The sequence below is a fragment of the Pseudomonas sp. B21-032 genome, assembly GCF_024748965.1.
GTDB lineage: Bacteria > Pseudomonadota > Gammaproteobacteria > Pseudomonadales > Pseudomonadaceae > Aquipseudomonas.
In genome coordinates this window covers 4,373,586-4,396,094 of sequence record NZ_CP087180.1, presented here as the reverse complement: position 1 = coordinate 4,396,094, position 22,509 = coordinate 4,373,586, and the positions used below count along the sequence as shown (strand labels likewise).

19 protein-coding genes are annotated in these 22,509 nt (G+C 59.8%); 15 read left to right on the top strand and 4 right to left on the bottom strand.

Translation table 11 applies throughout. The features are described 5' to 3' along the window. Nucleotides 1–7 precede the first annotated feature (7 nt). Nucleotides 8–802: a TenA family transcriptional regulator gene (locus LOY54_RS20255; RefSeq protein WP_258607705.1), complete on the top strand. Its 795-nt coding sequence runs from the start codon at nt 8–10 to the stop codon at nt 800–802. Nucleotides 803–804: 2 nt separating this feature from the next. Here the strand turns inward: LOY54_RS20255 and LOY54_RS20250 are convergent, their stop codons facing one another. From LOY54_RS20250 to LOY54_RS20235, 4 genes are all read right to left on the bottom strand, one after another. Next, nucleotides 805–1,545, bottom strand: a complete 741-nt coding sequence (locus LOY54_RS20250) for a YciK family oxidoreductase (RefSeq protein WP_045195402.1) — start codon at nt 1,543–1,545, stop codon at nt 805–807. A gap of 78 nt (nt 1,546–1,623) precedes the next feature. After that, on the bottom strand, nt 1,624–2,295 hold the full coding sequence (gene mupP, locus LOY54_RS20245; protein WP_258607704.1) for an N-acetylmuramic acid 6-phosphate phosphatase MupP: 672 nt from the start codon (nt 2,293–2,295) through the stop codon (nt 1,624–1,626). 2 nt (nt 2,296–2,297) lie between these two features. Beyond that, the gene (ubiG, locus tag LOY54_RS20240) at nt 2,298–2,996 is read right to left on the bottom strand and encodes a bifunctional 2-polyprenyl-6-hydroxyphenol methylase/3-demethylubiquinol 3-O-methyltransferase UbiG (RefSeq protein ID WP_045195398.1); all 699 of its coding nucleotides are present in this window, start codon (nt 2,994–2,996) and stop codon (nt 2,298–2,300) included. A 61-nt stretch (nt 2,997–3,057) separates the two neighbouring features. Beyond that, nucleotides 3,058–4,389 (bottom strand): TRZ/ATZ family hydrolase, encoded by a 1,332-nt coding sequence (locus tag LOY54_RS20235; RefSeq protein WP_258607703.1) that lies wholly within the window; start codon nt 4,387–4,389, stop codon nt 3,058–3,060. A gap of 108 nt (nt 4,390–4,497) precedes the next feature. Here LOY54_RS20235 and mtnA point away from each other — a divergent pair, with 108 nt between their 5' ends. The 14 genes from mtnA to gmd all read left to right on the top strand — a co-directional run bounded on the left by mtnA (nt 4,498) and on the right by gmd (nt 22,507). Then, a complete protein-coding gene (gene mtnA, locus LOY54_RS20230) occupies nt 4,498–5,574 on the top strand; it encodes an S-methyl-5-thioribose-1-phosphate isomerase (RefSeq protein ID WP_093380413.1) in 1,077 nt (358 codons plus the stop codon). A 278-nt stretch (nt 5,575–5,852) separates the two neighbouring features. Continuing rightward, nucleotides 5,853–8,495, top strand: a complete 2,643-nt coding sequence (gyrA, locus tag LOY54_RS20225; RefSeq protein WP_093380415.1) for a DNA gyrase subunit A — start codon at nt 5,853–5,855, stop codon at nt 8,493–8,495. A 101-nt stretch (nt 8,496–8,596) separates the two neighbouring features. Next, on the top strand, nt 8,597–9,682 hold the full coding sequence (gene serC, locus LOY54_RS20220) for a 3-phosphoserine/phosphohydroxythreonine transaminase (RefSeq protein WP_045195761.1): 1,086 nt from the start codon (nt 8,597–8,599) through the stop codon (nt 9,680–9,682). Beyond that, nucleotides 9,682–10,776, top strand: coding sequence for a prephenate dehydratase (gene pheA / locus LOY54_RS20215; RefSeq protein ID WP_093380418.1), 1,095 nt, complete (start codon nt 9,682–9,684; stop codon nt 10,774–10,776). Before serC ends, pheA begins: the two co-directional genes overlap by 1 nt. Nucleotides 10,777–10,819: 43 nt before the next feature. Then, complete coding sequence (locus LOY54_RS20210) at nt 10,820–13,060, top strand: bifunctional prephenate dehydrogenase/3-phosphoshikimate 1-carboxyvinyltransferase (protein WP_258607702.1); 2,241 nt, start codon at nt 10,820–10,822, stop codon at nt 13,058–13,060. Further along, complete coding sequence (gene cmk, locus LOY54_RS20205; protein ID WP_093380420.1) at nt 13,057–13,743, top strand: (d)CMP kinase; 687 nt, start codon at nt 13,057–13,059, stop codon at nt 13,741–13,743. Before LOY54_RS20210 ends, cmk begins: the two co-directional genes overlap by 4 nt. Nucleotides 13,744–13,868: 125 nt before the next feature. Then, nucleotides 13,869–15,548 carry a 30S ribosomal protein S1 gene (rpsA, locus tag LOY54_RS20200; RefSeq protein ID WP_045195383.1) on the top strand — a complete coding sequence of 560 codons (1,680 nt, stop codon included), beginning with the start codon at nt 13,869–13,871 and terminating at the stop codon, nt 15,546–15,548. 245 nt (nt 15,549–15,793) lie between these two features. Then, nucleotides 15,794–16,090 carry an integration host factor subunit beta gene (gene ihfB, locus LOY54_RS20195; protein WP_045195381.1) on the top strand — a complete coding sequence of 99 codons (297 nt, stop codon included), beginning with the start codon at nt 15,794–15,796 and terminating at the stop codon, nt 16,088–16,090. A gap of 20 nt (nt 16,091–16,110) precedes the next feature. Then, nucleotides 16,111–16,353, top strand: coding sequence for a lipopolysaccharide assembly protein LapA domain-containing protein (locus tag LOY54_RS20190; RefSeq protein WP_045195379.1), 243 nt, complete (start codon nt 16,111–16,113; stop codon nt 16,351–16,353). Between the two features lie 108 nt (nt 16,354–16,461). After that, nucleotides 16,462–17,514, top strand: coding sequence for an LPS O-antigen chain length determinant protein WzzB (locus LOY54_RS20185; RefSeq protein WP_258607701.1), 1,053 nt, complete (start codon nt 16,462–16,464; stop codon nt 17,512–17,514). Nucleotides 17,515–17,649: 135 nt separating this feature from the next. Continuing rightward, on the top strand, nt 17,650–18,789 hold the full coding sequence (rffA, locus tag LOY54_RS20180) for a dTDP-4-amino-4,6-dideoxygalactose transaminase (RefSeq protein WP_258610741.1): 1,140 nt from the start codon (nt 17,650–17,652) through the stop codon (nt 18,787–18,789). Next, entirely contained in the window at nt 18,786–20,039 is a 1,254-nt protein-coding gene (locus tag LOY54_RS20175; RefSeq protein ID WP_258607699.1) for an O-antigen translocase, read from the top strand. The genes rffA and LOY54_RS20175 overlap by 4 nt, the downstream gene beginning before the upstream one ends. Continuing rightward, nucleotides 20,036–21,370, top strand: coding sequence for a glycosyltransferase (locus LOY54_RS20170; protein ID WP_258607697.1), 1,335 nt, complete (start codon nt 20,036–20,038; stop codon nt 21,368–21,370). Before LOY54_RS20175 ends, LOY54_RS20170 begins: the two co-directional genes overlap by 4 nt. 15 nt (nt 21,371–21,385) lie before the next feature. Continuing rightward, nucleotides 21,386–22,507: a GDP-mannose 4,6-dehydratase gene (gene gmd, locus LOY54_RS20165; RefSeq protein WP_045195372.1), complete on the top strand. Its 1,122-nt coding sequence runs from the start codon at nt 21,386–21,388 to the stop codon at nt 22,505–22,507. Nucleotides 22,508–22,509: the final 2 nt, after the last annotated feature.

Sequence of the window (22,509 nt, the reverse complement as noted above, 5' to 3'; positions counted from 1 at the left end):
GCTGACAGTGATTGACGCGTTCATACGTACTGGTCCATTGATGGACCCCAGCAGTTACCCGCTTTGGGCCCAGCAGTTGATCAAGGACTGCAGCGAGAGCAAGCGTCGGGTGGTGGAGCACGAGCTTTATCAACGCATGCGCGATGGCCGCCTCAGTGGCCGGACCATGCGCCAGTACCTGATTGGTGGCTGGCCGGTGGTCGAGCAGTTCTCGCTGTACATGGCCAAGAACCTCACCAAGACCCAGTACGCCCGCCACCCTGGTGAAGACATGGCGCGGCGCTGGCTGATGCGCAACATCCGTGTCGAACTCAACCACGCCGATTACTGGCGGTTCTGGGCCCAGGCCCATGGCGTCAGCCTCGAGGAGCTGCAGGCGCAGGACGTTCCCAGCGAACTCAATGCCCTCAGCGACTGGTGCTGGCACACCTGTGCGACCGATGCGCTGGTAGTGGCCATTGCCGCCACCAACTACGCCATCGAAGGCGCAACCGGCGAGTGGTCGGCGGTGGTGTGTTCTACCGGAGTTTATGCCCAGGGCTTCCCGGAAGAGGGTCGCAAGCGCGCCATGAAATGGCTGAAGATGCACGCCCAGTACGATGACGCGCACCCGTGGGAGGCTTTGGAGATCGTCTGCACCCTGGCCGGCAACAACCCGTCGGCGGCGCTGCAAACCGAACTGCGCCGGGCCGTCTGCAAGAGCTACGACTATATGTTCCTGTTCCTTGAACGCTGCATGCAACAAGAGCAGGAGCAGCGCCAGCAGCCCGCCCGGGCCCGGGCGGAGCTGGCCGAGGGCTGAGCTTACTGGGCGTTGAACGCCTGGCCGTTGATGCCGGTGCTGTCCGGGCCCATCAGGTACAGGTAAACCGGCATGATCTGCTCTGGCAGCGGATTGTTTTCCGGTGTTTCTGCAGGGTAGGCCTGGGCGCGCATGCTGGTGCGGGTGGCGCCCGGGTTGACACTGTTGGCCCGCACCGGCGCCACCCCTTCAAGCTCGTCGGCGAGGGTCTGCATCAGACCCTCGGTGGCGAACTTCGACACTCCATAGGCACCCCAGTAGGCCCGGCCTTTGCGCCCGACGCTGCTGGAGGTGAAGATCACCGAGGCATCGGCTGACAGCTTGAGCAGCGGCAGCAGGGTGCTGGTGAGCATGAACATGGCATTGACGTTGATCTGCATCACGCGCATGAAGTTGTCGCCCGAGAGCTGCTCCAGCGGCGTGCGCGGGCCGATGATCGAGGCGTTGTGCAACAGGCCGTCGATATGCCCGAACTCGGCTTCGATCATCGCCGCCAGTTCGTCGTACTGGTGCGGCAGGGCGGTTTCCAGGTTGAACGGGATGACCGCAGGCTTGGGGTGGCCGGCCGCTTCGATCTCGTCGTAGACCTGGCTCAGGTTGGCTTCGGTCTTGCCCAGCAGCAAGACGGTGGCGCCATGGGCGGCATAGCTCTTGGCCGCGGCCGCACCGATGCCGCGACCGGCACCGGTGACCAGGATGGTCCGGCCCTTGAGCAGGTCGGGGCGGGCAGAGTAATCGAACATGGGGTTACCTCCTGGAAATGGGTGTGACTTCATCGCGGGGCTGTGGGAGCGGGCTTGCCCCGCGATGCGTGTCTGAAATCAGCAGCCGCAAAGCGCGTTGTCGAGCACCTTGCGCAGCTCCAGCGGATGGTCGACCACCACATCCGCACCCCAGTTGTTGGGGTTGTCATCTGGATGAATATAGCCGTAGCGCACCGCAGCAGTACGGGTGCCGGCATCGCGGCCCGACTCGATGTCGCGCAGGTCGTCGCCGACGAACAGCACGCTGGCCGGGTCCAGGTTGAGGGTCTTGCAGGCGAGGATCAGCGGCTCGGGGTCTGGCTTGCTGTTCTTCACGTGGTCCGGGCAGATCAACAGCGCCGAACGCTCGCTCAGACCCAGTCGCTGCATGATTGGCTCGGCGAAGCGCACCGGCTTGTTGGTGACCACGCCCCAGATCAGCTTGCCTTTCTCGATGTCGGCCAGCAGTTCGGCCATGCCGTCGTAGAGCTTGCTGTGCACCGCGCAACCTTGCTGGTAACGCTCGAGGAATTCCAGGCGCAAGGCCTCGAAGCCTTCGTCCTCAGGGTCGAGGTTGAAGGTCACCGAGACCATGGCCTTGGCACCGCCCGAGACCACGTCGCGAATTTTCTGGTCTTCGATTGCCGGCAGGCCGCGCTCGGCGACCATGGCCTGGCAGATGGCGATGAAGTCCGGCGCCGTGTCGAGCAGGGTGCCGTCCATGTCGAAAAGTACCGCTCGCAAACGCATGCTTATTCCTCGCGCAGGGTCTGGATCATGTAGTTGACGTCAACGTCGTTGGCCAGCTTGTAATGCTTGGTCAGCGGGTTGTAGGTCAGGCCGGTGATGTCCTTGACGGTCAGGCCGGCGTCGCGGCTCCAGGCGCCGAGCTCGGACGGGCGGATGAATTTCTTGAAGTCATGGGTGCCGCGCGGCAGCAGCTTCATGATGTATTCGGCGCCGATGATGGCGAACAGGTAGGCCTTGGGGTTGCGGTTGATGGTCGAGAGGAACACCTGGCCACCGGGCTTGACCATACGGAAGCACGCGCGAATCACTGAGGAAGGGTCTGGCACGTGCTCGAGCATTTCAAGGCAGGTGACCACGTCGAACTGCTCGGGCATCTCTTCGGCAAGGGCCTCGGCAGTGATCTGCCGGTACTCGACGTTGACCCCGGACTCGAGCTGATGCAGCTGGGCCACGGCCAGCGGCGCCTCACCCATGTCGATACCGGTCACGGTGGCGCCGCGCAGGGCCATGGCTTCGCTGAGGATGCCGCCGCCACAGCCGATGTCGAGGACCTTTTTGCCGGCCAGCTTGACCCGCTCGTCGATCCAGTTGACCCGCAGCGGGTTGATGTCGTGCAGTGGCTTGAACTCGCTTTCGCGGTCCCACCAGCGGTGGGCCAGGGCTTCAAACTTGGCGATTTCGGCGTGGTCGACGTTGCTCATGGAACAGTCCTCTGAAACTTGGATAATTTGCTTTTGCCCGCCAGCACTGGCTGCCGGACGCTTATTCGTTGCGCGCGCCGATCCGCTGGCCCCAGGCACAGGCGGTGGCGTGCAGGGCCTGTTCGTCCAGGCGGGTCAGGCGCCGGTCGTCAAGCAGTGGCTTGCCGGCGACCCAGACATGCTTCACGCAGTCCCGGCCGCTGGTGTAGATCAATTGCGACACCGGGTCATACAGCGGTTGCTGGGCCAGGCCGGAAAGGTCGAACGCGACCAGGTCGGCGGCCTTGCCCACTTCCAGCGAACCGGTGATCGCCTCCAGGCCCAGTGCCCGGGCGCCGTTGAGGGTGGCCATGCGCAACGCCCGGTGGGCATCCAGGGCGCTGGCCGAGCCGGCCACGGCCTTGGCCAGCAGCGCCGCGGTACGGGTTTCGCCGAGCAGGTCGAGGTCATTGTTGCTGGCCACCCCGTCGGTACCGACGGCGACGTTGACGCCGGCCTGCCACAAGCGCTCGACCGGGCAGAAACCGCTGGCCAGCTTGAGGTTGGACTCCGGGCAGTGCACCACACTGGTGTTGCTTTCTACCAGCAGGGCCAGATCCTCGTCGCTGACCTGGGTCATGTGAACCGCCTGCAGGCGCGGCCCGAGCAGGCCCAGGCGAGCCAGCCGGGCCAGCGGGCGCTCGCCGCGGGTGTGCAGCGATTGCTCGACCTCCAGGGCGGTTTCATGGATATGCATGTGGATCGGCGCGTCGAGCTCTTCGGCGATGACGCGAATCTTTTCCAGGTTGGCGTCGCTGACCGTGTACGGCGCGTGCGGGCCCAGGGCCACGGTGATGCGCGGGTGGTGGCGCAGGTCGCCGAACAGCTCGATGCCCAGCTGGAGGGCTTCTTCGGTGCTGCGCGCACCAGGGATCGGGAAATCCATAAGGGGCACGGCGATTTGCGCGCGGATGCCGCTGTGGTGCACGCGCTCGCTGGCTACCTTGGGGTAGAAGTACATGTCGCTGAAGCAGGTGATGCCGCCTTTTACCTGCTCGGCGATGGCAAGGTCGGTGCCGTCGCGGACGAAATCTTCGTCGACCCAGCGCTCTTCGGCCGGCCAGATCTGCTCCTGCAGCCAGGTCATCAACGGCAGGTCGTCGGCCAGGCCGCGAAACAGGGTCATCGCCGCATGGCCGTGGGCGTTGACCAGTCCCGGGCTGAGCAGGCAGCCCGGCAGCTCGCGGGTTTGCGCCGCGATGAACGCCTGGGCCTGGCTGCGCGGGCCGATGAACACGATCTGCCCGTCGCGCACGCCCAGGGCATGGTCCTGCAAAACCACCCCGGCAGGCTCGACCGGCACCAGCCAGGCAGGCAGGAGCAGCAGGTCGAGCGGCAAAGCGGGTTTGGGCATGTCAGGTTTCCCTGGGCGATAGAAGGTGAGGGCGAAGTATACCCGAGCGTCCGCGCCTGGGGCTCGCTATAATCGTCCGCTTTTGATGTCCGAATGATGGGGTGAGGCATGCGCGATCGACTAATGGCAGCAGAGAAGGTGAAAGCCATCGATTGGCGGGATGGCACCCTCTATCTGCTCGACCAGCGCGCGTTGCCGTCGGCGCAGGTCTGGCTGGCCTGCAAGGACGCCGCCGCAGTGGCCGAGGCTATCCGCACAATGGTGGTGCGCGGCGCCCCGGCCATTGGCATCAGCGCCGCCTACGGCCTGGCCATGGCGATTGCCCAGCGCCTGGCCGCCGGCGGTGACTGGGAAATGGCCCTGGAAGAGGATTTCGAGCTGCTGGTGCACGCGCGGCCGACCGCCGCCAACCTGTTCTGGGCCCTGAACCGCATGCGTGAGCGCCTGCTGCGGCTCAAGGATGGCGATGACGTGCAGGCCATCATGGCGGCTGAGGCCGTGGCCATTCATGAAAGCGACCGTGAAGCCAACCTGACCATGGCCCAGCTGGGCGTCGACCTGATCCGCAAGCACCAGGGCAACGAACAGGCCATTCTCACCCATGGCAACACCGGGGCCCTGGCCACCGGCGGCTTCGGTACCGCCCTCGGGGTGGTGCGCGGCGCTTACCTGGAAGGCATGATCGAGCGCGTCTATGTCGATGAAACCCGCCCGTGGCTGCAGGGCTCGCGCCTGAGCGCCTGGGAGCTGGCCGGCGAGGGTATCCCGGCTACCATCACTGCCGACTCGGCGGCTGCCCACCTGATGAAAACCAAGGGCATCACCTGGGTGATCGTCGGCGCCGAGCGCATTACTGCCAATGGCGATGTGGCGAGCAAGATCGGCACCTACCAGTTGGCGGTCAATGCCATGCACCACGGCGTGCGCTTCATGGTCGTGGCGCCGAGCTCGAGCATCGACATGAACCTTGAAAGTGGCGACGACATCCTCCTTGAAGAGCGCAGCCCCAGCGAGTTGCTGGAGCTCGGCGGCGAGTCGCTAGGCGCCGACTTCGAGGCGTTCAATCCGGTCTTTGATGTAACTCCGGCCGACCTGATCGACGTGATCATCACCGAGAAAGGCATCGTCGAGCGCCCGGACACGGTGAAGATGGCGCAACTGATGTGTCGCAAGCGTTTGCATTGAGTCTTTGCCGTCGTCTGCGGCCTGTTGTAGCGGCTAACGGGCGTTATCGACGAGCAGTAGGGTAGTAGTGCCGCAGGCTACTCCCACCCTCTGGGCGATTGTGGTAACATCCGACGGTTTCCAAGGCCGCCCTGCGGGGCTGTCTTTACTGCGCAGATCCATGGCATAACTCGTTGATTTGTCGTAAGTCGTTGCAAGGAGTCACTTTGCAGCGGCGAGCTTCGTTCGTCCCATATGGATGTGACGAGGTTTCACCAGAAAAAGGAATCAGGCTTCTCATGGGCGAACTGGCCAAAGAAATCCTCCCGGTCAATATCGAAGACGAGCTGAGACAGTCCTACCTCGACTACGCGATGAGCGTCATTGTCGGGCGTGCACTGCCCGATGCGCGTGATGGCTTGAAGCCCGTGCATCGCCGCGTTCTGTATGCGATGAGCGAACTGGGTAACGACTGGAACAAACCGTACAAGAAATCCGCCCGTGTGGTCGGTGACGTGATCGGTAAGTACCACCCGCATGGTGATACCGCCGTTTACGACACCATCGTACGTATGGCCCAGCCGTTCTCGCTGCGTTACCTGCTGGTCGACGGCCAGGGTAACTTCGGTTCGGTCGACGGCGACAATGCCGCCGCCATGCGATACACCGAAGTGCGCATGACCAAGCTGGCCCACGAGCTGCTGGCCGACCTGCATAAAGAGACGGTCGACTGGGTACCCAACTACGACGGTACCGAGCAGATCCCGGCGGTCATGCCGACCAAGATCCCCAACCTGCTGGTCAACGGTTCCAGCGGGATCGCCGTGGGCATGGCGACCAACATTCCGCCACACAACCTCGGTGAAGTCATTGACGGTTGCCTGGCGCTGATCGACAACGCCGACATTACTGTCGACGAACTGATGCAGTTCATCCCCGGCCCGGACTTCCCGACCGCGGCGATCATCAACGGTCGCCAGGGCATCATCGAGGCCTATCGCACCGGCCGTGGCCGTATCTACATGCGCGCCCGCTCGATGGTCGAAGACATCGACAAGGTCGGTGGCCGCCAGCAGATCGTCGTCACCGAGCTGCCGTACCAGCTGAACAAGGCGCGTCTGATCGAGAAGATCGCCGAGCTGGTCAAGGAGAAGAAGCTCGAAGGTATTACCGAGCTGCGCGACGAGTCCGACAAGGACGGTATGCGTATCGTCATCGAGCTGCGTCGTGGCGAAGTGCCTGAGGTGATCCTCAACAATCTCTACGCCCAGACCCAGCTGCAGAGCGTCTTCGGCATCAACGTGGTAGCGCTGATCGACGGCCGTCCACGGGTGCTGAACCTCAAGGAGCTGCTCGAGGCCTTCGTTCGCCACCGCCGCGAAGTGGTTACCCGCCGTACCGTGTTCGAACTGCGCAAGGCGCGTGAGCGCGGGCACATCCTTGAAGGCCAGGCGGTTGCCCTGTCCAACATCGATCCGGTGATCGCCCTGATCAAGGCTTCGCCAACGCCTTCCGAGGCCAAGGAAGCGCTGATCAGCACGCCGTGGGAGTCCAGTGCCGTGCAGGTCATGGTCGAGCGCGCCGGCGCCGACTCCTGCCGTCCGGAGAACCTTGATCCGCAGTTCGGTCTGCGCGATGGCAAGTACTTCCTGTCGCCGGAACAGGCCCAGGCCATTCTCGACCTGCGCCTGCACCGCCTGACAGGCCTTGAGCACGAGAAGCTGCTGGCCGAGTACCAGGAGATCCTCAACCAGATCGGCGAGCTGATCCGCATCCTCAACAGCGCCGAGCGCCTGATGGAAGTGATCCGTGAAGAGCTGGAGCTGATCCGCGCCGAGTACGGCGACGTGCGCCGTACCGAGATCCTCGATGCGCGTCTGGACCTGACCCTGGGTGACATGATTCCGGAAGAAGACCGGGTCGTGACCATCTCCCATGGCGGCTACGCCAAGACCCAGCCACTGGCCGCTTACCAGGCCCAGCGTCGCGGTGGTAAAGGCAAGTCGGCTACCGGCGTCAAGGACGAGGACTACATCTCGCACCTGCTGGTCGCCAACAGCCACACCACCCTGCTGCTGTTCTCCAGCAAGGGCAAGGTGTACTGGCTCAAGACCTATGAAATCCCCGAAGCCTCCCGTGCCGCGCGCGGTCGGCCGCTGGTCAACCTGCTGCCGCTGGACGAGGGCGAGTACATTTCGACCATGCTGCCGGTCGAGGAATACACCGAAGGTCACTTCATCTTCATGGCCACCGCCAACGGCACCGTGAAGAAGACCCCGCTGGAATCCTTCAGCCGCCAGCGCAGTGTCGGCCTGATCGCCCTGGAGCTGGACGAAGGCGACGTACTGATTTCCGCGGCCATCACCGATGGCGAGCGTGAGGTCATGCTGTTCTCCGACGCCGGCAAGGTGACCCGCTTCAAGGAATCCGACGTTCGCGCCATGGGCCGTACTGCCCGCGGTGTACGCGGCATGCGTCTGGCAGAAGGGCAGAAGCTGATCTCGATGATCATCCCGGAAGAAGGCAGCCAGATCCTCACTGCCTCCGAGCGCGGCTACGGCAAACGTACTGCCATTAGCGAGTTCCCGGAGTACAAGCGTGGCGGTCAGGGCGTAATCGCCATGGTCAGCAACGAGCGTAACGGCCGTCTGGTCGGGGCTGTGCAGGTGCTCGACGGCGAAGAAATCATGCTGATTTCCGACCAGGGCACCCTGGTCCGTACCCGTGTCGGTGAAGTCTCCAGCCTGGGCCGTAATACCCAGGGTGTGACCCTCATCAAACTGGCCAGCGACGAGACCCTTGTGGGTCTGGAGCGGGTCCAGGAGCCATCCGAAGAGGAAGGTGACGAGGACTTCGACGCCGACGTGGATGGCACCGAAGTGGATGCCGATGCGGCTCCACAGGCCGATGCCGTTGCCGACGAAGAGGCACAGCCGGAATAACCTATTAGTAGCGCAATCCTGGTGGGGGAGGTCGCGGCAGTCGGGCACGGCTCGCTGCCCGACCGGCTCCTGCGGACATCAAGAGCAGAGCGAGAGTGGATGTGAGCAAACGAGCCTTTAACTTCTGCGCAGGCCCTGCTGCGCTCCCTGACGCTGTACTGCAGCGCGCCCAGGCTGAAATGCTGAACTGGCGTGGCAAAGGCCTGTCGGTGATGGAGATGAGTCACCGTAGCGACGACTACGTGGCCATTGCCGAGAAGGCCGAGCAGGATCTGCGCGACCTGATGTCCATTCCTTCCAATTACAAGGTGCTGTTCCTGCAGGGCGGTGCGAGCCAGCAGTTCGCCGAGATTCCGCTCAACCTGCTGCCTGAAGACGGCACCGCCGACTATATCGAAACCGGTATCTGGTCGAAAAAAGCCATCGAAGAAGCCCGCCGCTACGGCAACATCAACGTTGCTGCCAGTGCCAAGGCCTACGACTACCTGGCCATCCCCGGTCAGAACGAATGGAACCTGAGCAACAACGCCGCCTACGTGCACTACGCCTCGAACGAGACCATCGGTGGTCTGGAGTTCGACTGGGTGCCGCAGACCGGTGACGTGCCGCTGGTGGTCGACATGTCCTCGGACATTCTCTCGCGTCCGATCGACGTCTCCAACTTCGGCCTGATCTACGCTGGCGCCCAGAAGAACATCGGCCCGAGCGGCCTGGTGGTGGTGATTGTCCGTGAAGACCTGCTCGGCCGCGCCCGCAGCAGTTGCCCGACCATGCTCGACTATAAGGTCGCGGCCGACAACGGCTCGATGTACAACACCCCGGCAACCTATTCCTGGTACCTGTCGGGGCTGGTCTTCGAGTGGCTGAAAGAGCAGGGCGGCGTCGAGGCCATGGAGCAGCGCAACCGGGCCAAGAAAGACCGCCTGTACGGCTTCATCGACAACAGCGACTTCTACACCAACCCGATCAGCGTCAACGCCCGTTCGTGGATGAACGTGCCGTTCCGCCTGGCCGACGAGCGCCTGGACAAGGCTTTCCTCGCCGGTGCCGACGCCCGTGGCCTGCTCAACCTCAAGGGTCACCGTTCGGTCGGCGGCATGCGTGCCTCGATCTACAACGCCCTGGGCCTGGACGCGGTCGAAGCGCTGGTTGGCTACATGGCTGAATTCGAGAAGGAGCACGGCTGATGTCGGAGCAGGAACTCAAGGCGCTGCGGGTGCGCATTGATAGCCTCGACGAGAAGATCCTCGAGCTGATCAGTGACCGTGCTCGCTGCGCGCAGGAAGTGGCGCGGGTCAAAACCGCGACCCTGGCCGAAGGCGAGACGCCGGTGTTCTACCGTCCCGAGCGCGAGGCGCAGGTGCTCAAGCGCGTCATGCAGCGCAACCAGGGGCCACTGGGCAACGAAGAGATGGCGCGGTTGTTCCGCGAAATCATGTCTTCGTGCCTGGCCCTGGAGCAACCGCTGAAGGTCGCCTACCTCGGCCCTGAAGGTACCTTCACCCAGGCCGCGGCGATGAAGCATTTCGGCCATGCGGTGATCAGCAAGCCGATGGCAGCCATCGACGAAGTGTTCCGCGAAGTGGCGGCCGGCGCCGTCAACTTCGGCGTGGTGCCGGTGGAAAACTCCACCGAGGGTGCGGTCAATCACACCCTCGACAGCTTCCTCGAGCACGACATGGTGATCTGCGGTGAAGTCGAGCTGCGTATTCACCACCATCTGCTGGTGGGTGAGAACACCAAGACCGACAGCATCAGCCGCATCTACTCCCACGCCCAGTCGCTGGCCCAGTGCCGCAAGTGGCTGGATGCCCATTACCCGAATGTCGAGCGCGTGGCGGTGTCGAGCAACGCCGAAGCGGCCAAGCGGGTCAAGGGCGAGTGGAACTCGGCGGCCATTGCCGGCGACATGGCGGCTGGCCTGTACGGCCTTACGCGCCTGGCCGAGAAGATCGAAGACCGGCCGGACAACTCCACGCGCTTTCTGATGATTGGTAACCAGGAAGTGCCGCCGACCGGCGACGACAAGACCTCGATCATCGTCTCCATGAGCAACAAGCCGGGTGCCTTGCACGAGCTGTTGGTGCCGTTCCACGAGAATGGTATTGACCTCACTCGTATCGAGACCCGTCCGTCGCGCAGCGGCAAATGGACCTACGTATTCTTCATCGATTTCGTCGGCCACCACCGCGATCCGCTGATCAAGGCCGTGCTCGAGCAGATCAGTCAGGAAGCCGTGGCCCTGAAGGTGCTGGGTTCCTACCCGAAAGCGGTACTCTGAGGTATGAATGGCGTGCATGCAGTTTTGAACAGGGTCCAGCTCCGTGGTTGAAGTCGTGGTAAACAAGCCTGGGCCGATCATCGGCCGGCTGGTGGTGGTCGGGTTGGGCCTGATTGGCGGGTCTTTCGCCAAGGGCTTGCGTGAAAGCGGTCTGTGCCGCGAAGTGGTCGGTGTCGACCTCGATCCGCAGTCGCGCAAGCTGGCGGTGGAGCTGGGCGTGGTCGACCGCTGCGAAGAAGACCTTGCTGCCGCCTGCGTCGGCGCTGATGTCATTCAGCTGGCCGTGCCGATCCTGGCCATGGAAAAGCTCCTCGCGCGCCTGGCTCAACTGGATCTCGGCCAGGCGGTGCTGACCGACGTCGGCAGTGCCAAGGGTAATGTCGTGCGCGCCGCCCGCGAGGCCCTCGGTGCGCGATTGCCGCGTTTTGTACCCGGGCATCCGATTGCCGGCTCCGAGCAGAGCGGGGTGGAGGCTTCCAATGCTTCGCTGTTCCGCCGCCACAAAGTCATTCTCACGCCGCTGGCTGAAACCGAGCCGGCCGCGCTGGCGCTGGTCGACCAGCTTTGGCGTGTGCTTGAGGCCGATGTCGAGCACATGCAGGTCGAGCGTCACGACGAAGTCCTGGCCGCGACCAGCCACTTGCCGCACCTGCTGGCCTTCGGCCTGGTCGATTCCCTGGCCAAGCGCAATGAAAACCTCGATATCTTCCGTTACGCTGCCGGAGGTTTCCGCGATTTCACGAGAATCGCCGGAAGCGACCCGGTCATGTGGCACGACATCTTTCTCGCCAACCGCGAGGCTGTCCTGCGCACGCTGGATACATTTCGCAGCGACCTCGACGCCTTGCGCGACGCGGTCGATGCAGGGGATGGGCATCAACTGCTGGGCGTCTTCACGCGCGCCCGTGTTGCCCGCGAGCATTTCAGTAAAATCCTGGCCCGCCGGGCCTATGTGGACGCTATGAACTCCAACGACCTGATTTTCCTGGCAAATCCTGGTGGCCGCGTGACTGGCCGTATTCGTGTACCAGGTGACAAATCGATTTCCCATCGCTCGATCATGCTCGGCTCCCTGGCTGAAGGCACCACCGAAGTGGAAGGTTTCCTCGAGGGCGAAGACGCCCTGGCAACCTTGCAGGCCTTCCGCGACATGGGTGTGGTCATTGAAGGCCCGCACCATGGCCGTGTGACTATCCATGGTGTCGGCCTCAATGGCCTGAAGCCGCCACCGGGCCCGATCTACCTGGGTAACTCCGGTACCTCCATGCGTCTGCTCTCCGGCCTGCTGGCGGCGCAGCCGTTCGACACCGTGCTGACCGGCGATGCCTCGCTGTCCAAGCGGCCGATGAATCGCGTGGCCAACCCGCTGCGGGAAATGGGCGCGGTGATCGAAACTGCCGCCGAAGGTCGTCCGCCGATGACCATCCGTGGTGGCCACACCCTCAAGGCCCTGACCTACACGCTGCCGATGGCCAGTGCCCAGGTCAAATCCTGCCTGCTGCTGGCCGGCCTGTACGCCCAAGGCAAGACCACGGTTACCGAGCCTGCGCCAACCCGCGACCACACCGAGCGCATGCTCCGTGGCTTTGGCTACAGCGTTGACGTTGAGGGTCCTACGGCTTCGCTGGAATCTGGCGGCAAGCTGACGGCAACTCATATCGAAGTGCCGGCGGATATTTCCTCGGCGGCGTTCTTCCTGGTGGCTGCATCGATTGCCGAAGGCTCCGAACTGTTGCTCGAGCACGTCGGCATCAACCCGACCCGTACCGGCGTCATCGATATCCTGCGCCTGATGGGCGGCGACATCACCCTGGAAAACCAGCGTGAAGTCGGCGGTGAGCCGGTGGCTGACCTGCGCGTACGCGGGGCTAAACTCAAAGGTATCGAGATCCCCGAGCACCTGGTACCGCTGGCCATCGACGAGTTCCCGGTGCTGTTCGTCGCCGCGGCCTGCGCCCAAGGCCGTACCGTGCTGCGCGGTGCCGAAGAGCTGCGGGTCAAGGAATCCGATCGCATCCAGGTCATGGCCGACGGCCTGCTGGCCCTGGGCGTAAAGTGCGAGCCAACCCCGGACGGCATTATCATCGACGGCGGCGTGATCGGCGGCGGTGAAGTGCACGGTCATGGCGACCATCGCATCTCCATGGCCTTCAGTGTGGCCTCGTTGCGCGCCACTGCGCCGATCCGCATCCATGATTGTGCCAACGTCGCGACCTCGTTCCCGAACTTCCTCGCCCTGTGCGCCGAAGTCGGCATCCGTGTGGCAGAAGAGGGCAAGTCGTGAATTCCAACGCACCGGTCATCACCATTGACGGGCCAAGCGGCTCGGGCAAGGGCACCGTCGCCGGCCTGCTGGCCCGCGAGCTGGGCTGGAAGCTGCTGGATTCCGGCGCGCTGTACCGCTTGCTGGCCTTCAACGCCAACAACCACGGTGTCGACCTGACCAACGAAGAATTGCTCAAGGCCCTGGCCGCACATCTGGATGTGCAGTTCATCGCCGCCGAGCCGGGCAAGCTGCAGCAGATCATTCTCGAAGGTGAGGATGTCAGCAATGTCATCCGTACCGAAACCGTGGGTGCCGGTGCTTCCATGGTCGCCTCGCTGCCGGCGGTGCGTGAAGCCTTGCTGCAGCGCCAGCGGGCGTTCCAGGAAGCGCCGGGGCTGATTGCCGACGGCCGCGACATGGGCACCGTGGTGTTCCCGAATGCGCCGCTGAAGGTTTTTCTGACCGCCAGCGCCGAGGAGCGTGCCCGCCGTCGTTACTTGCAGTTGAAGGGCAAGGGCGAAGATGTTAGTCTGTCGAGTCTGCTAGATGAGATTCGTGCGCGTGATGAGCGCGACACCCAGCGCGCAGTGGCCCCGCTCAAGCCGGCGGCCGATGCGATCCAGCTGGATTCCACGGAGTTGTCCATCGAGCAGGTGTTGCAACGCATCAAGAGCGAGATCGCCCTGCGCGATATCGCCTGATGACCAGGAGAGCAGGCAGGGGCACCAGTCAACGTCCTGTCGGCTTTCCTTTATATGAACGAAACCCACATTGTCTGGAATGTGGCTGATGGGCGTATGTCCCGCCCTAATCTACAGGAATTAAAATGAGCGAAAGCTTTGCAGAACTCTTTGAAGAAAGCCTGAAAACCCTCAATCTTCAGCCGGGTGCGATCATCACCGGTATCGTTGTCGACATCGACGGCGACTGGGTTACCGTACACGCTGGCCTGAAGTCCGAGGGCGTCATCCCGCTCGAGCAGTTCTACAACGAAGCTGGCGAGCTGACCATCAAGGTCGGTGACGAAGTTCACGTTGCGCTGGACGCGGTCGAAGACGGCTTTGGCGAAACCAAACTGTCCCGTGAAAAAGCCAAGCGCGCCGAGTGCTGGATTGTTCTGGAAGCAGCTTTCGCCGCCGAAGAAGTGGTCAAGGGCGTTATCAACGGTAAGGTTAAAGGCGGCTTCACTGTCGACGTTAACGGTATCCGTGCGTTCCTGCCTGGTTCCCTGGTTGATGTCCGCCCAGTGCGCGACACCACCCACCTGGAAGGCAAAGAGCTGGAATTCAAGGTCATCAAACTGGACCAGAAGCGCAACAACGTTGTCGTTTCCCGTCGCAGCGTCCTGGAAGCCGAGAACAGCGCCGAGCGCGAAGCTCTGCTGGAATCCCTGCAGGAAGGCCAGCAAGTCAAAGGTATCGTCAAGAACCTCACCGACTACGGCGCATTCGTTGACCTGGGCGGCGTTGATGGCCTGCTGCACATCACCGACATGGCTTGGAAACGTATCAAGCACCCATCGGAAATCGTCAACGTTGGCGACGAGATCGATGTCAAGGTTCTGAAGTACGATCGCGAGCGCAATCGTGTATCCCTGGGTCTGAAGCAACTGGGTGAAGACCCATGGGTTGCTATCAAGGCTCGTTACCCAGAAAGCACCCGCGTCATGGCGCGTGTTACCAACCTGACCGACTACGGCTGCTTCGCAGAGCTGGAAGAAGGCGTGGAAGGCCTGGTACACGTTTCCGAAATGGACTGGACCAACAAGAACATCCATCCTTCGAAAGTCGTACAAGTCGGCGACGAAGTGGAAGTCATGGTTCTGGACATCGACGAAGAGCGTCGTCGTATCTCCCTGGGCATCAAACAGTGCAAGTCCAACCCATGGGAAGACTTCTCTGGCCAGTTCAACAAGGGCGACAAGATCTCCGGCACCATCAAGTCGATCACCGATTTCGGTATCTTCATTGGTCTGGACGGCGGCATCGACGGCCTGGTTCACCTGTCGGACATCTCCTGGAACGAAGTCGGCGAAGAAGCCGTACGTCGCTTCAAGAAGGGCGACGAGCTGGACACCGTCATCCTGTCGGTTGACCCAGAGCGCGAGCGCATCTCGCTGGGTATCAAGCAACTGGAAAGCGATCCGTTCTCCGAGTACGTTGCTAGCAACGACAAGGGTGCAATCGTCAAGGGTGTTGTAAAAGAAGTTGACGCCAAAGGCGCCATCATCACCCTGGCCGACGACATCGAAGCCACTCTGAAAGCTTCCGAAATCAGCCGTGACCGCGTTGAAGACGCGCGTAACGTCCTGAAGGAAGGCGAAGAGATCGAAGCGAAGATCATCAGCGTTGACCGCAAATCGCGCGTCATCCAGCTGTCGATCAAGTCGAAAGACGACGCTGAAGAGAAAGAAGCTATCCAGAGCCTGAAAGAATCCGCTCCGGAAGCTGCTGCTGACACCACCATGGCTGCGCTGCTGCGTCAGGCAATGGCCAAACAGAACTAAGTTCTGCTGGTGTTAAAAAAGGGCGACTTCGGTCGCCCTTTTTTATGCCTGCGATTCTTGCTTGCGGCTGAAACCCTTACGCCAGTGAGCTTCGGCGTAATCAATGGCAAACAGCTATCATCCATTACGCCAAGGCGTATTTCTTCAAAATCCGATTAAGTCAAGAACCGCCCTGTTCAAATCCCTCAGGTCATGCTAAAAACAACGGAGCAATGATCTAGCTGCTTGATAAAGAAGGGAAAAATATGACGAAGTCGGAGCTGATCGAACGTATTGTCACCCATCAAGGGCTGCTCTCATCCAAGGATGTCGAGCTGGCCATCAAGACCATGCTTGAGCAAATGTCCCAGTGCCTGGCCACTGGCGATCGCATCGAAATCCGCGGCTTTGGCAGCTTCTCCCTGCACTATCGTGCCCCCCGCGTAGGTCGCAACCCAAAAACCGGTCAGTCCGTCAGCCTGGATGGCAAGTTTGTGCCACACTTCAAGCCAGGCAAGGAGCTGCGGGATCGGGTGAATGAGGAAGAGTCCCAAGAACACTAATCGGATAAAAGGAAGCCTCCGTGCGGAACTTCAAGCGGTTGATTTTGGTCGTATTTCTTTTGCTGCTAGCAGCGATGGTGCTGATTTTTGTGCTGGATAATCAGCAGCCGGCGTCATTGCATTTCATGGCCTGGACACTGCCTTCCCTGCCGTTGGCTGTATTTGTACTTATCGCATTGCTGGTTGGTCTGGCTGTGGGCCCCTTGTTGGTGCTGGCCGGCCGATTGCTTGGCAAAGAAGGGCGGGGGCGAGCTAAAGTTTGATTTTCGTAGCCTGCTTGGCGATTGCCAATGGCAAGGGCGTGGCTGTTATAGATGTAAAAACGCTCAACGATAAGAGCGCAGCGAAACCTGATAAGGACTGAATTATAAATGCGCAACACCTCCGAGAGTAATCGGTTAGATCCAGAGTTGGACGTGCTTGAGTTACTTGGAAGCCTTTGGGCGAAAAAACTGATTATCTTGTCAGTCATGTTCCTCGCCGTCCTGGCAGCTGTGATTTATCTGTTCATCGCCAAGCCTGTTTATGAAGCCCGGGTTTTTGTCATTCCGCCGACCCAGAATGGTATCGCCGATTTCAACTACGGTCGTACTGCCGAGGCTGAGCTGAAACCGTACTCGGTCAAGGATGTGTACGAGGTTTTTTTGCGTGATCTTCAAGCGGAATCGTTGCGCCGTAGTTTTTTTGAAGAGTTTTATCTGCCATCGCTCAGCGAGTCAGAGCGTGCGGGTTCGCAAACTCGACTTTACGAAAAATTTTCTCGTGAGTTGGTGATTTCACCCAGTGGAAAAGACTCCCCTGATCGCTATTCGTTGACAGTGCAAGGCGAGGATCCACAGCGTGTGGTCGCCTGGGCCAAGACTTACGTTATGCGCGCCGGTGATTCGGCTCGTGAAGAGATGATAAAGAACGTCACCCGCGAAGCAGAAGTTCGCGCGAGGAATCTGGCTCAACAGATTGATCGTTTGCGCGAAGGTGGGCAGAAGGTGCGCGAGGACCTTATTATTCAGTTGCGCGAGGCGCTGAATGTTGCGCGTGCAATTGGTTTGAAAGAGCCGCCGATTATCAGTGGGAATTTGTCTACCGAAGTGTCTGCGGGTATGGATGGGCACTTGAGCTACATGCGTGGTACCAAGGCGCTGGAGGCGGAGATTCAGAACCTCGAGCAGCGCAGGTCTGACGATCCGTTCATTACCCGTTTGCGTGACCTGCAGGCCCGGTATGCATTCTATATGAGTGTTGAAGTCAACCCTGAGAGTGTAGCGGTTTTTCGCATCGACGGTCCTATAGAACAGCCTGACGCCCCGATCAAGCCAAGAAAATCTGTGGTGCTGGCCATGGCGGCGCTGGCTGGATTGCTCCTGGGTGTAGGCTATGTCCTGTTGGCGGCAGCGATGCGCCGGCGGCCGGTTCGACCGCAATAATTAAAGTGCTCGGTCATGACTCCAAAAGCGGCGGCGCCGCTTTTGGTGTTTCCGGGGCAGGCTCTGTTTTATCGTGAGGCCCGCTTTGCTATCGTGCAGCAAGGCGGCCTGAAAGCGAATTTTCGAGGGTGTAGCATGATTCCGTTCAACAAACCACCTTACACCGGTGCGGAAGATCAGTACGTTATTGCGGCGATGCGCAGCGATAAAATGTCCGGAGATGGCGAGTTTAGTCAACGCTGCCAACAGTGGTTTGAGACAAGCTTTGCTTGCTTGCGCACGTTGTTAACGCCGTCCTGTACCCAGGCGCTCGAAATGGCAGCACTGCTTCTGGATATTGGCCCTGGCGATGAAGTCATCATGCCAAGCTATACCTTTGTCAGTACCGCCAACGCCTTTGTTTTGCGCGGTGCCAAAATTGTCTTTGTTGATGTTCGGGCTGACACCATGAATATCGACGAAACCTTGGTTGAACAGGCGATTACCGAACGAACAAAAGCGATCGTTCCTGTGCACTATGCCGGTGTTGCCTGCGAAATGGACACGTTGATGGCCATTGCCGAGAAGTACGGCCTGTTCGTTGTCGAAGATGCGGCTCAAGGCATGATGTCGACCTACAAAGGACGGCCGCTGGGCACCATTGGGCATTTGGCGGCTTACAGCTTTCACGAGACCAAGAACTATACCAGCGGTGGTGAGGGGGGCTTGCTGCTGATTAATGACGAGCGCTTTGTTTTGCGTGCAGAAGTCATTCGTGAGAAAGGTACGAACCGCTCGCAGTTCTTTCGTGGGCAGGTCGACAAGTACACGTGGCGTGACATTGGCTCAAGTTTCTTGCCGGGTGAGTTGCAGGCTGCTTACCTCTATGCACAGTTGGAAAAATCGAAAGAGATCAATGCCCGTCGACTGCAAATCTGGGATATGTATCACCAGGCCTTTGCGGCTTCGGAATTGCATGGGCTGGTTCAGCGTCCCCAGGTTCCGGAGGGCTGCGAGCACAATGGCCATATGTACTACCTGAAACTCCAGTCGCTCGACCAGCGTGCGCAGTTCATCAGCCATATGCGTCAGCGCGAAATCTTGACGCCATTCCACTATATCCCTCTGCATGCCAGCCCTGCAGGCCAGCAGTTCGGCAGGTTTGTCGGTGACGACGTAGTAACGACTCGTGACAGTGAACGACTGGTTCGCCTTCCGGTCTGGTTCAACATGACGGATGCCATGGTGGCTACCGTCATTGATGCAGCGCTCGAGGGGCTGAGTTCAATTCAATGAGTGCTGTCCGTTCAGCCCTGTTCACGGGTGGCGCCCATGCATCGAAAGTGCTCATGGGCTTCATCCTTCTTAAAGTCATGGCTGTTTATCTTGGTCCGGAGGGCGTGGGTAAGCTCGGGCACCTGATGAGTGTTGTCAGTGTGCTGACGATTCTTTCCGGAGGCGGCATCATCAATGCGTTGGTCAAGTACTGTTCTGAGTACCACCAGACGCCCAGGAAACTGCTGCGTTTCATTTCGGCTGCGGTCACCTATGCCCTGTTATTCTCCCTGTTGGTTTGTATTGCGGGGATAGTGCTTTCACGGCCGCTTTCACTGTTTGTATTTGGTGTCGATGACTATCAGTCGATCATCATTCTGCTGGCCATTGCCCAGTTGGCACTGGCGTTTGCAAATGTTGTTTTCGGTGTCACCAATGGCTTGCGTGTAACCCACGTTTTCGCTTACAGCCAGATTCTTGGCAACGTCCTGGCGGTCCCTTTGTTATGGTTCTGTATCTCCCGTTATCTGGAGTATGGGGCCGGGGTTTCCATCGTTCTGGCTTCATCCTTGTGCGCGCTACCAGCACTGTACTTTTACCGTCGCTCACCTTTTTGGGGGCGGATTCGCCTATTCAAGATTGATGGGCTGTCGTTCCGGCAATTGTTTGCCTATACCACAATGCTGGTGGTCAGCACGCTGGCATTCCCGCTGGTAGAAATCACTGTGCGCAGCATGTTGATTTCCCAGGTGGGCTATCACGATGCGGGGATCTGGCAGGCGGCGATTCGCTTTTCTGCGGCGTACCTGGGTTTCTTTACCATGTTCCTGGCCTTCTATTTTGTGCCACGGATTTCCCCTGAACAGAACAGTACTGTCGTGGTGAAGATGACTCTCCGGCACCTGTATCTGGTTCAGGCTATTTTTGTCCTTGGTGCGGGGACGCTGTACCTGGGGCGAACGATCTTCATAAAGCTTATTTTTTCCGAAGAGTTTAGCCCGCTGGCCGACCTGATTATTTATCAGTTGCTGGGGGACTTTTTCAAAATATCGGCCTATGTAATCGGTTTTATCGCCGTGGCGAAGGCGGCAACGAAATTATATATTATTGCCGAGGTGCTCCAGGGCGGTTTGTTTTTGTTGGGTGCCTGGCTGATGAGTCGCGCTCAGGTGGGCGTTGAAAGTGTTATGCAAGCATACGTTGTTACTTATATCCTGTACTTCGTTATTTGCTTGATCGGTTTGCGGGTTTATATGAGGAAGCAGCGTTGAGTCTCAAGGAAACCGGTGCGTCCGAGCGGGCGCAGCAAGCGCTCAGTGCCAGGGTCATTCACTTGTCTACCAATGATTTTGGTGGTGCCGGCAGTGCGGCTTTGCGCTTTCACGCGTCCTTGCTGGCAGCCGGGCACGACTCGCAATTGTTTGTGGCTGAATCCCGATCGTCCCATACCGTGCCGGCGGTAACGCGGGTGGTGAGCGAACTGTTCAAGGTCCGCATCAAGGCGTTTGCCAGGAAGCACTTGCCATCAAAAGTGTTCTCCAGGGTGCGGGCCCACTTTGCCGCTCGCGAGCGATTTTCGGCAAAAAGAAAGTACCTGTTCTTTTCTGTCGGCGAGTCCGCGGTTCAAGGCATCAATCCCGAGCTGGTTCAGCGTATTACCTCGGCAGATGTGCTCTTTGTGCACTGGGTTGCGGGCTTTGCCAACAGCTTCGATGTCCTGCGGATCCAGAGAAAAACTGGTTGCAAGGTGTATTACACCTCAATGGACATGGCGCACCTGACCGGTGGCTGCCACTACTACTGGCAGTGCACGGGTTTCCAGGTCGATTGCTCTGATTGTCCGGCGCTCGATCAGCGCCAGAAAAATTATGCGGCTTATCAGTTGCGCGCCAAGTCGGTGAACATTCTGCAGATGAAGGCGACATTATTGTCGGGTAGCCAGCGCATTCATGAGGCCGGAAAGCGCTCTGCCATTCAATATGCTGACCATCAGCTGTTGTCGCTGCCGCTGGACGCCGACCTGTTCAAGCCAGAATTGGCGCAGCGTGCTCCGGAGCGTTCGGTGCAGTTCCGGATGCTTACCAATGCCAATGATGCTGACGACCCGCGCAAGGGTTTTGAATACCTCTCCCTAGTGCTCGTCTGTCTGGAGCAGCAGTTGCTCGCGGGGGAGGAGATTGGTCTCCTGTGCCTGGCGCCGGATCGCTTCTCTCATCTGGGTCTTGAGCGTGTTAAAGTGATCCAATTCGACTACTGTCAAGGCGATGCCGCGTTGGCGGCGCTTTATCGTAAGTCTGATCTGTTTGTCAGTACGTCAATCGAAGATGCTGGCCCTATGATGGTAGGGGAAGCGCTAATGTGTGGCGTACCCGTAGTGGCATTTGATGTCGGCATCGCCACGGAGCTCGTGGAAGAAGGTCGCAATGGTTTTATCGTCGACCGGCTTGATGTCCGGCAAATGGCAGCACGTATCCTCAGTGTTTACCGGGCGCAAGCGCCTGATCTCGAGCAACCCGGCGTCATTCACGAGCGCGCAGCGCGTGTGTTCAGCCATCTGCACTGGGCTGACAGGGTTTCTGATTTGATTTCGGCTGAAATATAGAACTGGATAATTGAAATGAAAAAGAAAGCTTTAATTACTGGCGTTACCGGGCAAGACGGTTCTTATCTCGCCGAATTGCTGCTGGAAAAAGGTTACGAAGTTCACGGAATCAAGCGCCGGGCTTCTTCATTCAATACCCAGCGTGTGGACCATATCTATCAGGATCCACATGTTGCCAATCAGAATTTCGTTTTGCACTACGGTGATCTTTCCGACGCTTCCAACTTGACCCGCATCATCAAGGAAGTTCAGCCTGATGAAGTCTACAACCTGGGCGCCCAGTCTCATGTTGCGGTAAGTTTTGAGTCGCCTGAGTACACCGCGGATGTCGATGCCTTGGGTACCCTGCGGATTCTCGAAGCCATTCGCTTGCTCGGCCTGGAAAAGAAAACCCGCTTCTATCAGGCGTCGACCTCTGAACTGTATGGCCTCGTCCAAGAGACGCCGCAGCGTGAAACCACGCCGTTCTATCCGCGCTCGCCCTATGCGGTGGCGAAGATGTATGCCTACTGGATCACGGTCAACTACCGTGAAGCCTACGGTATGTATGCCTGTAACGGTATTCTCTTCAACCACGAGTCGCCGCGTCGCGGCGAGACTTTCGTGACCCGCAAGATTACCCGTGCCTTGGCCAATATCAGTCAGGGGCTGGAAGATTGCCTGTACCTGGGCAACATGGACGCGCTGCGTGACTGGGGGCATGCCAAGGACTACGTTCGCATGCAGTGGATGATGCTGCAGCAGGAAGTTGCTGATGACTTCGTCATTGCTACGGGTGTGCAGTACTCGGTTCGCCAGTTCGTCGAGTGGTCAGCAGCGGAGTTGGGTGTCTCGTTGCGCTTCGAAGGCACGGGTGTTGATGAGGTTGCGATCGTTTCCGCCATCGAAGGTGACAAGGCGCCAGCGCTGAAGGTTGGCGATGTCATTGTGCGTGTCGACCCGCGCTACTTCCGTCCTGCGGAAGTAGAAACTTTGCTGGGCGATCCAGCCAAGGCAAAAGAGAAGCTGGGCTGGGTGCCGGAAATTACCGTTCAGGAGATGTGTGCGGAAATGGTCAGCGAAGATCTCAAGGTGGCCCAGCGCCACGCGCTGCTCAAGTCCCATGGTCATGACGTGCATGTAGCGGTGGAGCGTTAATC

Excerpts from the sequence above, each read along its gene's own strand:
- ubiG (WP_045195398.1), bottom strand. The coding sequence starts at position 2,996 with ATGAGCAACGTCGACCACGCCGAAATCGCCAAGTTTGAAGCCCTGGCC.
- mtnA (WP_093380413.1), top strand. The coding sequence starts at position 4,498 with ATGCGCGATCGACTAATGGCAGCAGAGAAGGTGAAAGCCATCGATTGG.
- LOY54_RS20175 (WP_258607699.1), top strand. The coding sequence starts at position 18,786 with ATGAGTGCTGTCCGTTCAGCCCTGTTCACGGGTGGCGCCCATGCATCG.
- mupP (WP_258607704.1), bottom strand. The coding sequence starts at position 2,295 with ATGCGTTTGCGAGCGGTACTTTTCGACATGGACGGCACCCTGCTCGAC.
- gyrA (WP_093380415.1), top strand. The coding sequence starts at position 5,853 with ATGGGCGAACTGGCCAAAGAAATCCTCCCGGTCAATATCGAAGACGAG.
- LOY54_RS20235 (WP_258607703.1), bottom strand. The coding sequence starts at position 4,389 with ATGCCCAAACCCGCTTTGCCGCTCGACCTGCTGCTCCTGCCTGCCTGG.
- gmd (WP_045195372.1), top strand. The coding sequence starts at position 21,386 with ATGAAAAAGAAAGCTTTAATTACTGGCGTTACCGGGCAAGACGGTTCT.
- ihfB (WP_045195381.1), top strand. The coding sequence starts at position 15,794 with ATGACGAAGTCGGAGCTGATCGAACGTATTGTCACCCATCAAGGGCTG.
- pheA (WP_093380418.1), top strand. The coding sequence starts at position 9,682 with ATGTCGGAGCAGGAACTCAAGGCGCTGCGGGTGCGCATTGATAGCCTC.
- rffA (WP_258610741.1), top strand. The coding sequence starts at position 17,650 with ATGATTCCGTTCAACAAACCACCTTACACCGGTGCGGAAGATCAGTAC.
- LOY54_RS20250 (WP_045195402.1), bottom strand. The coding sequence starts at position 1,545 with ATGTTCGATTACTCTGCCCGCCCCGACCTGCTCAAGGGCCGGACCATC.
- LOY54_RS20185 (WP_258607701.1), top strand. The coding sequence starts at position 16,462 with ATGCGCAACACCTCCGAGAGTAATCGGTTAGATCCAGAGTTGGACGTG.
- rpsA (WP_045195383.1), top strand. The coding sequence starts at position 13,869 with ATGAGCGAAAGCTTTGCAGAACTCTTTGAAGAAAGCCTGAAAACCCTC.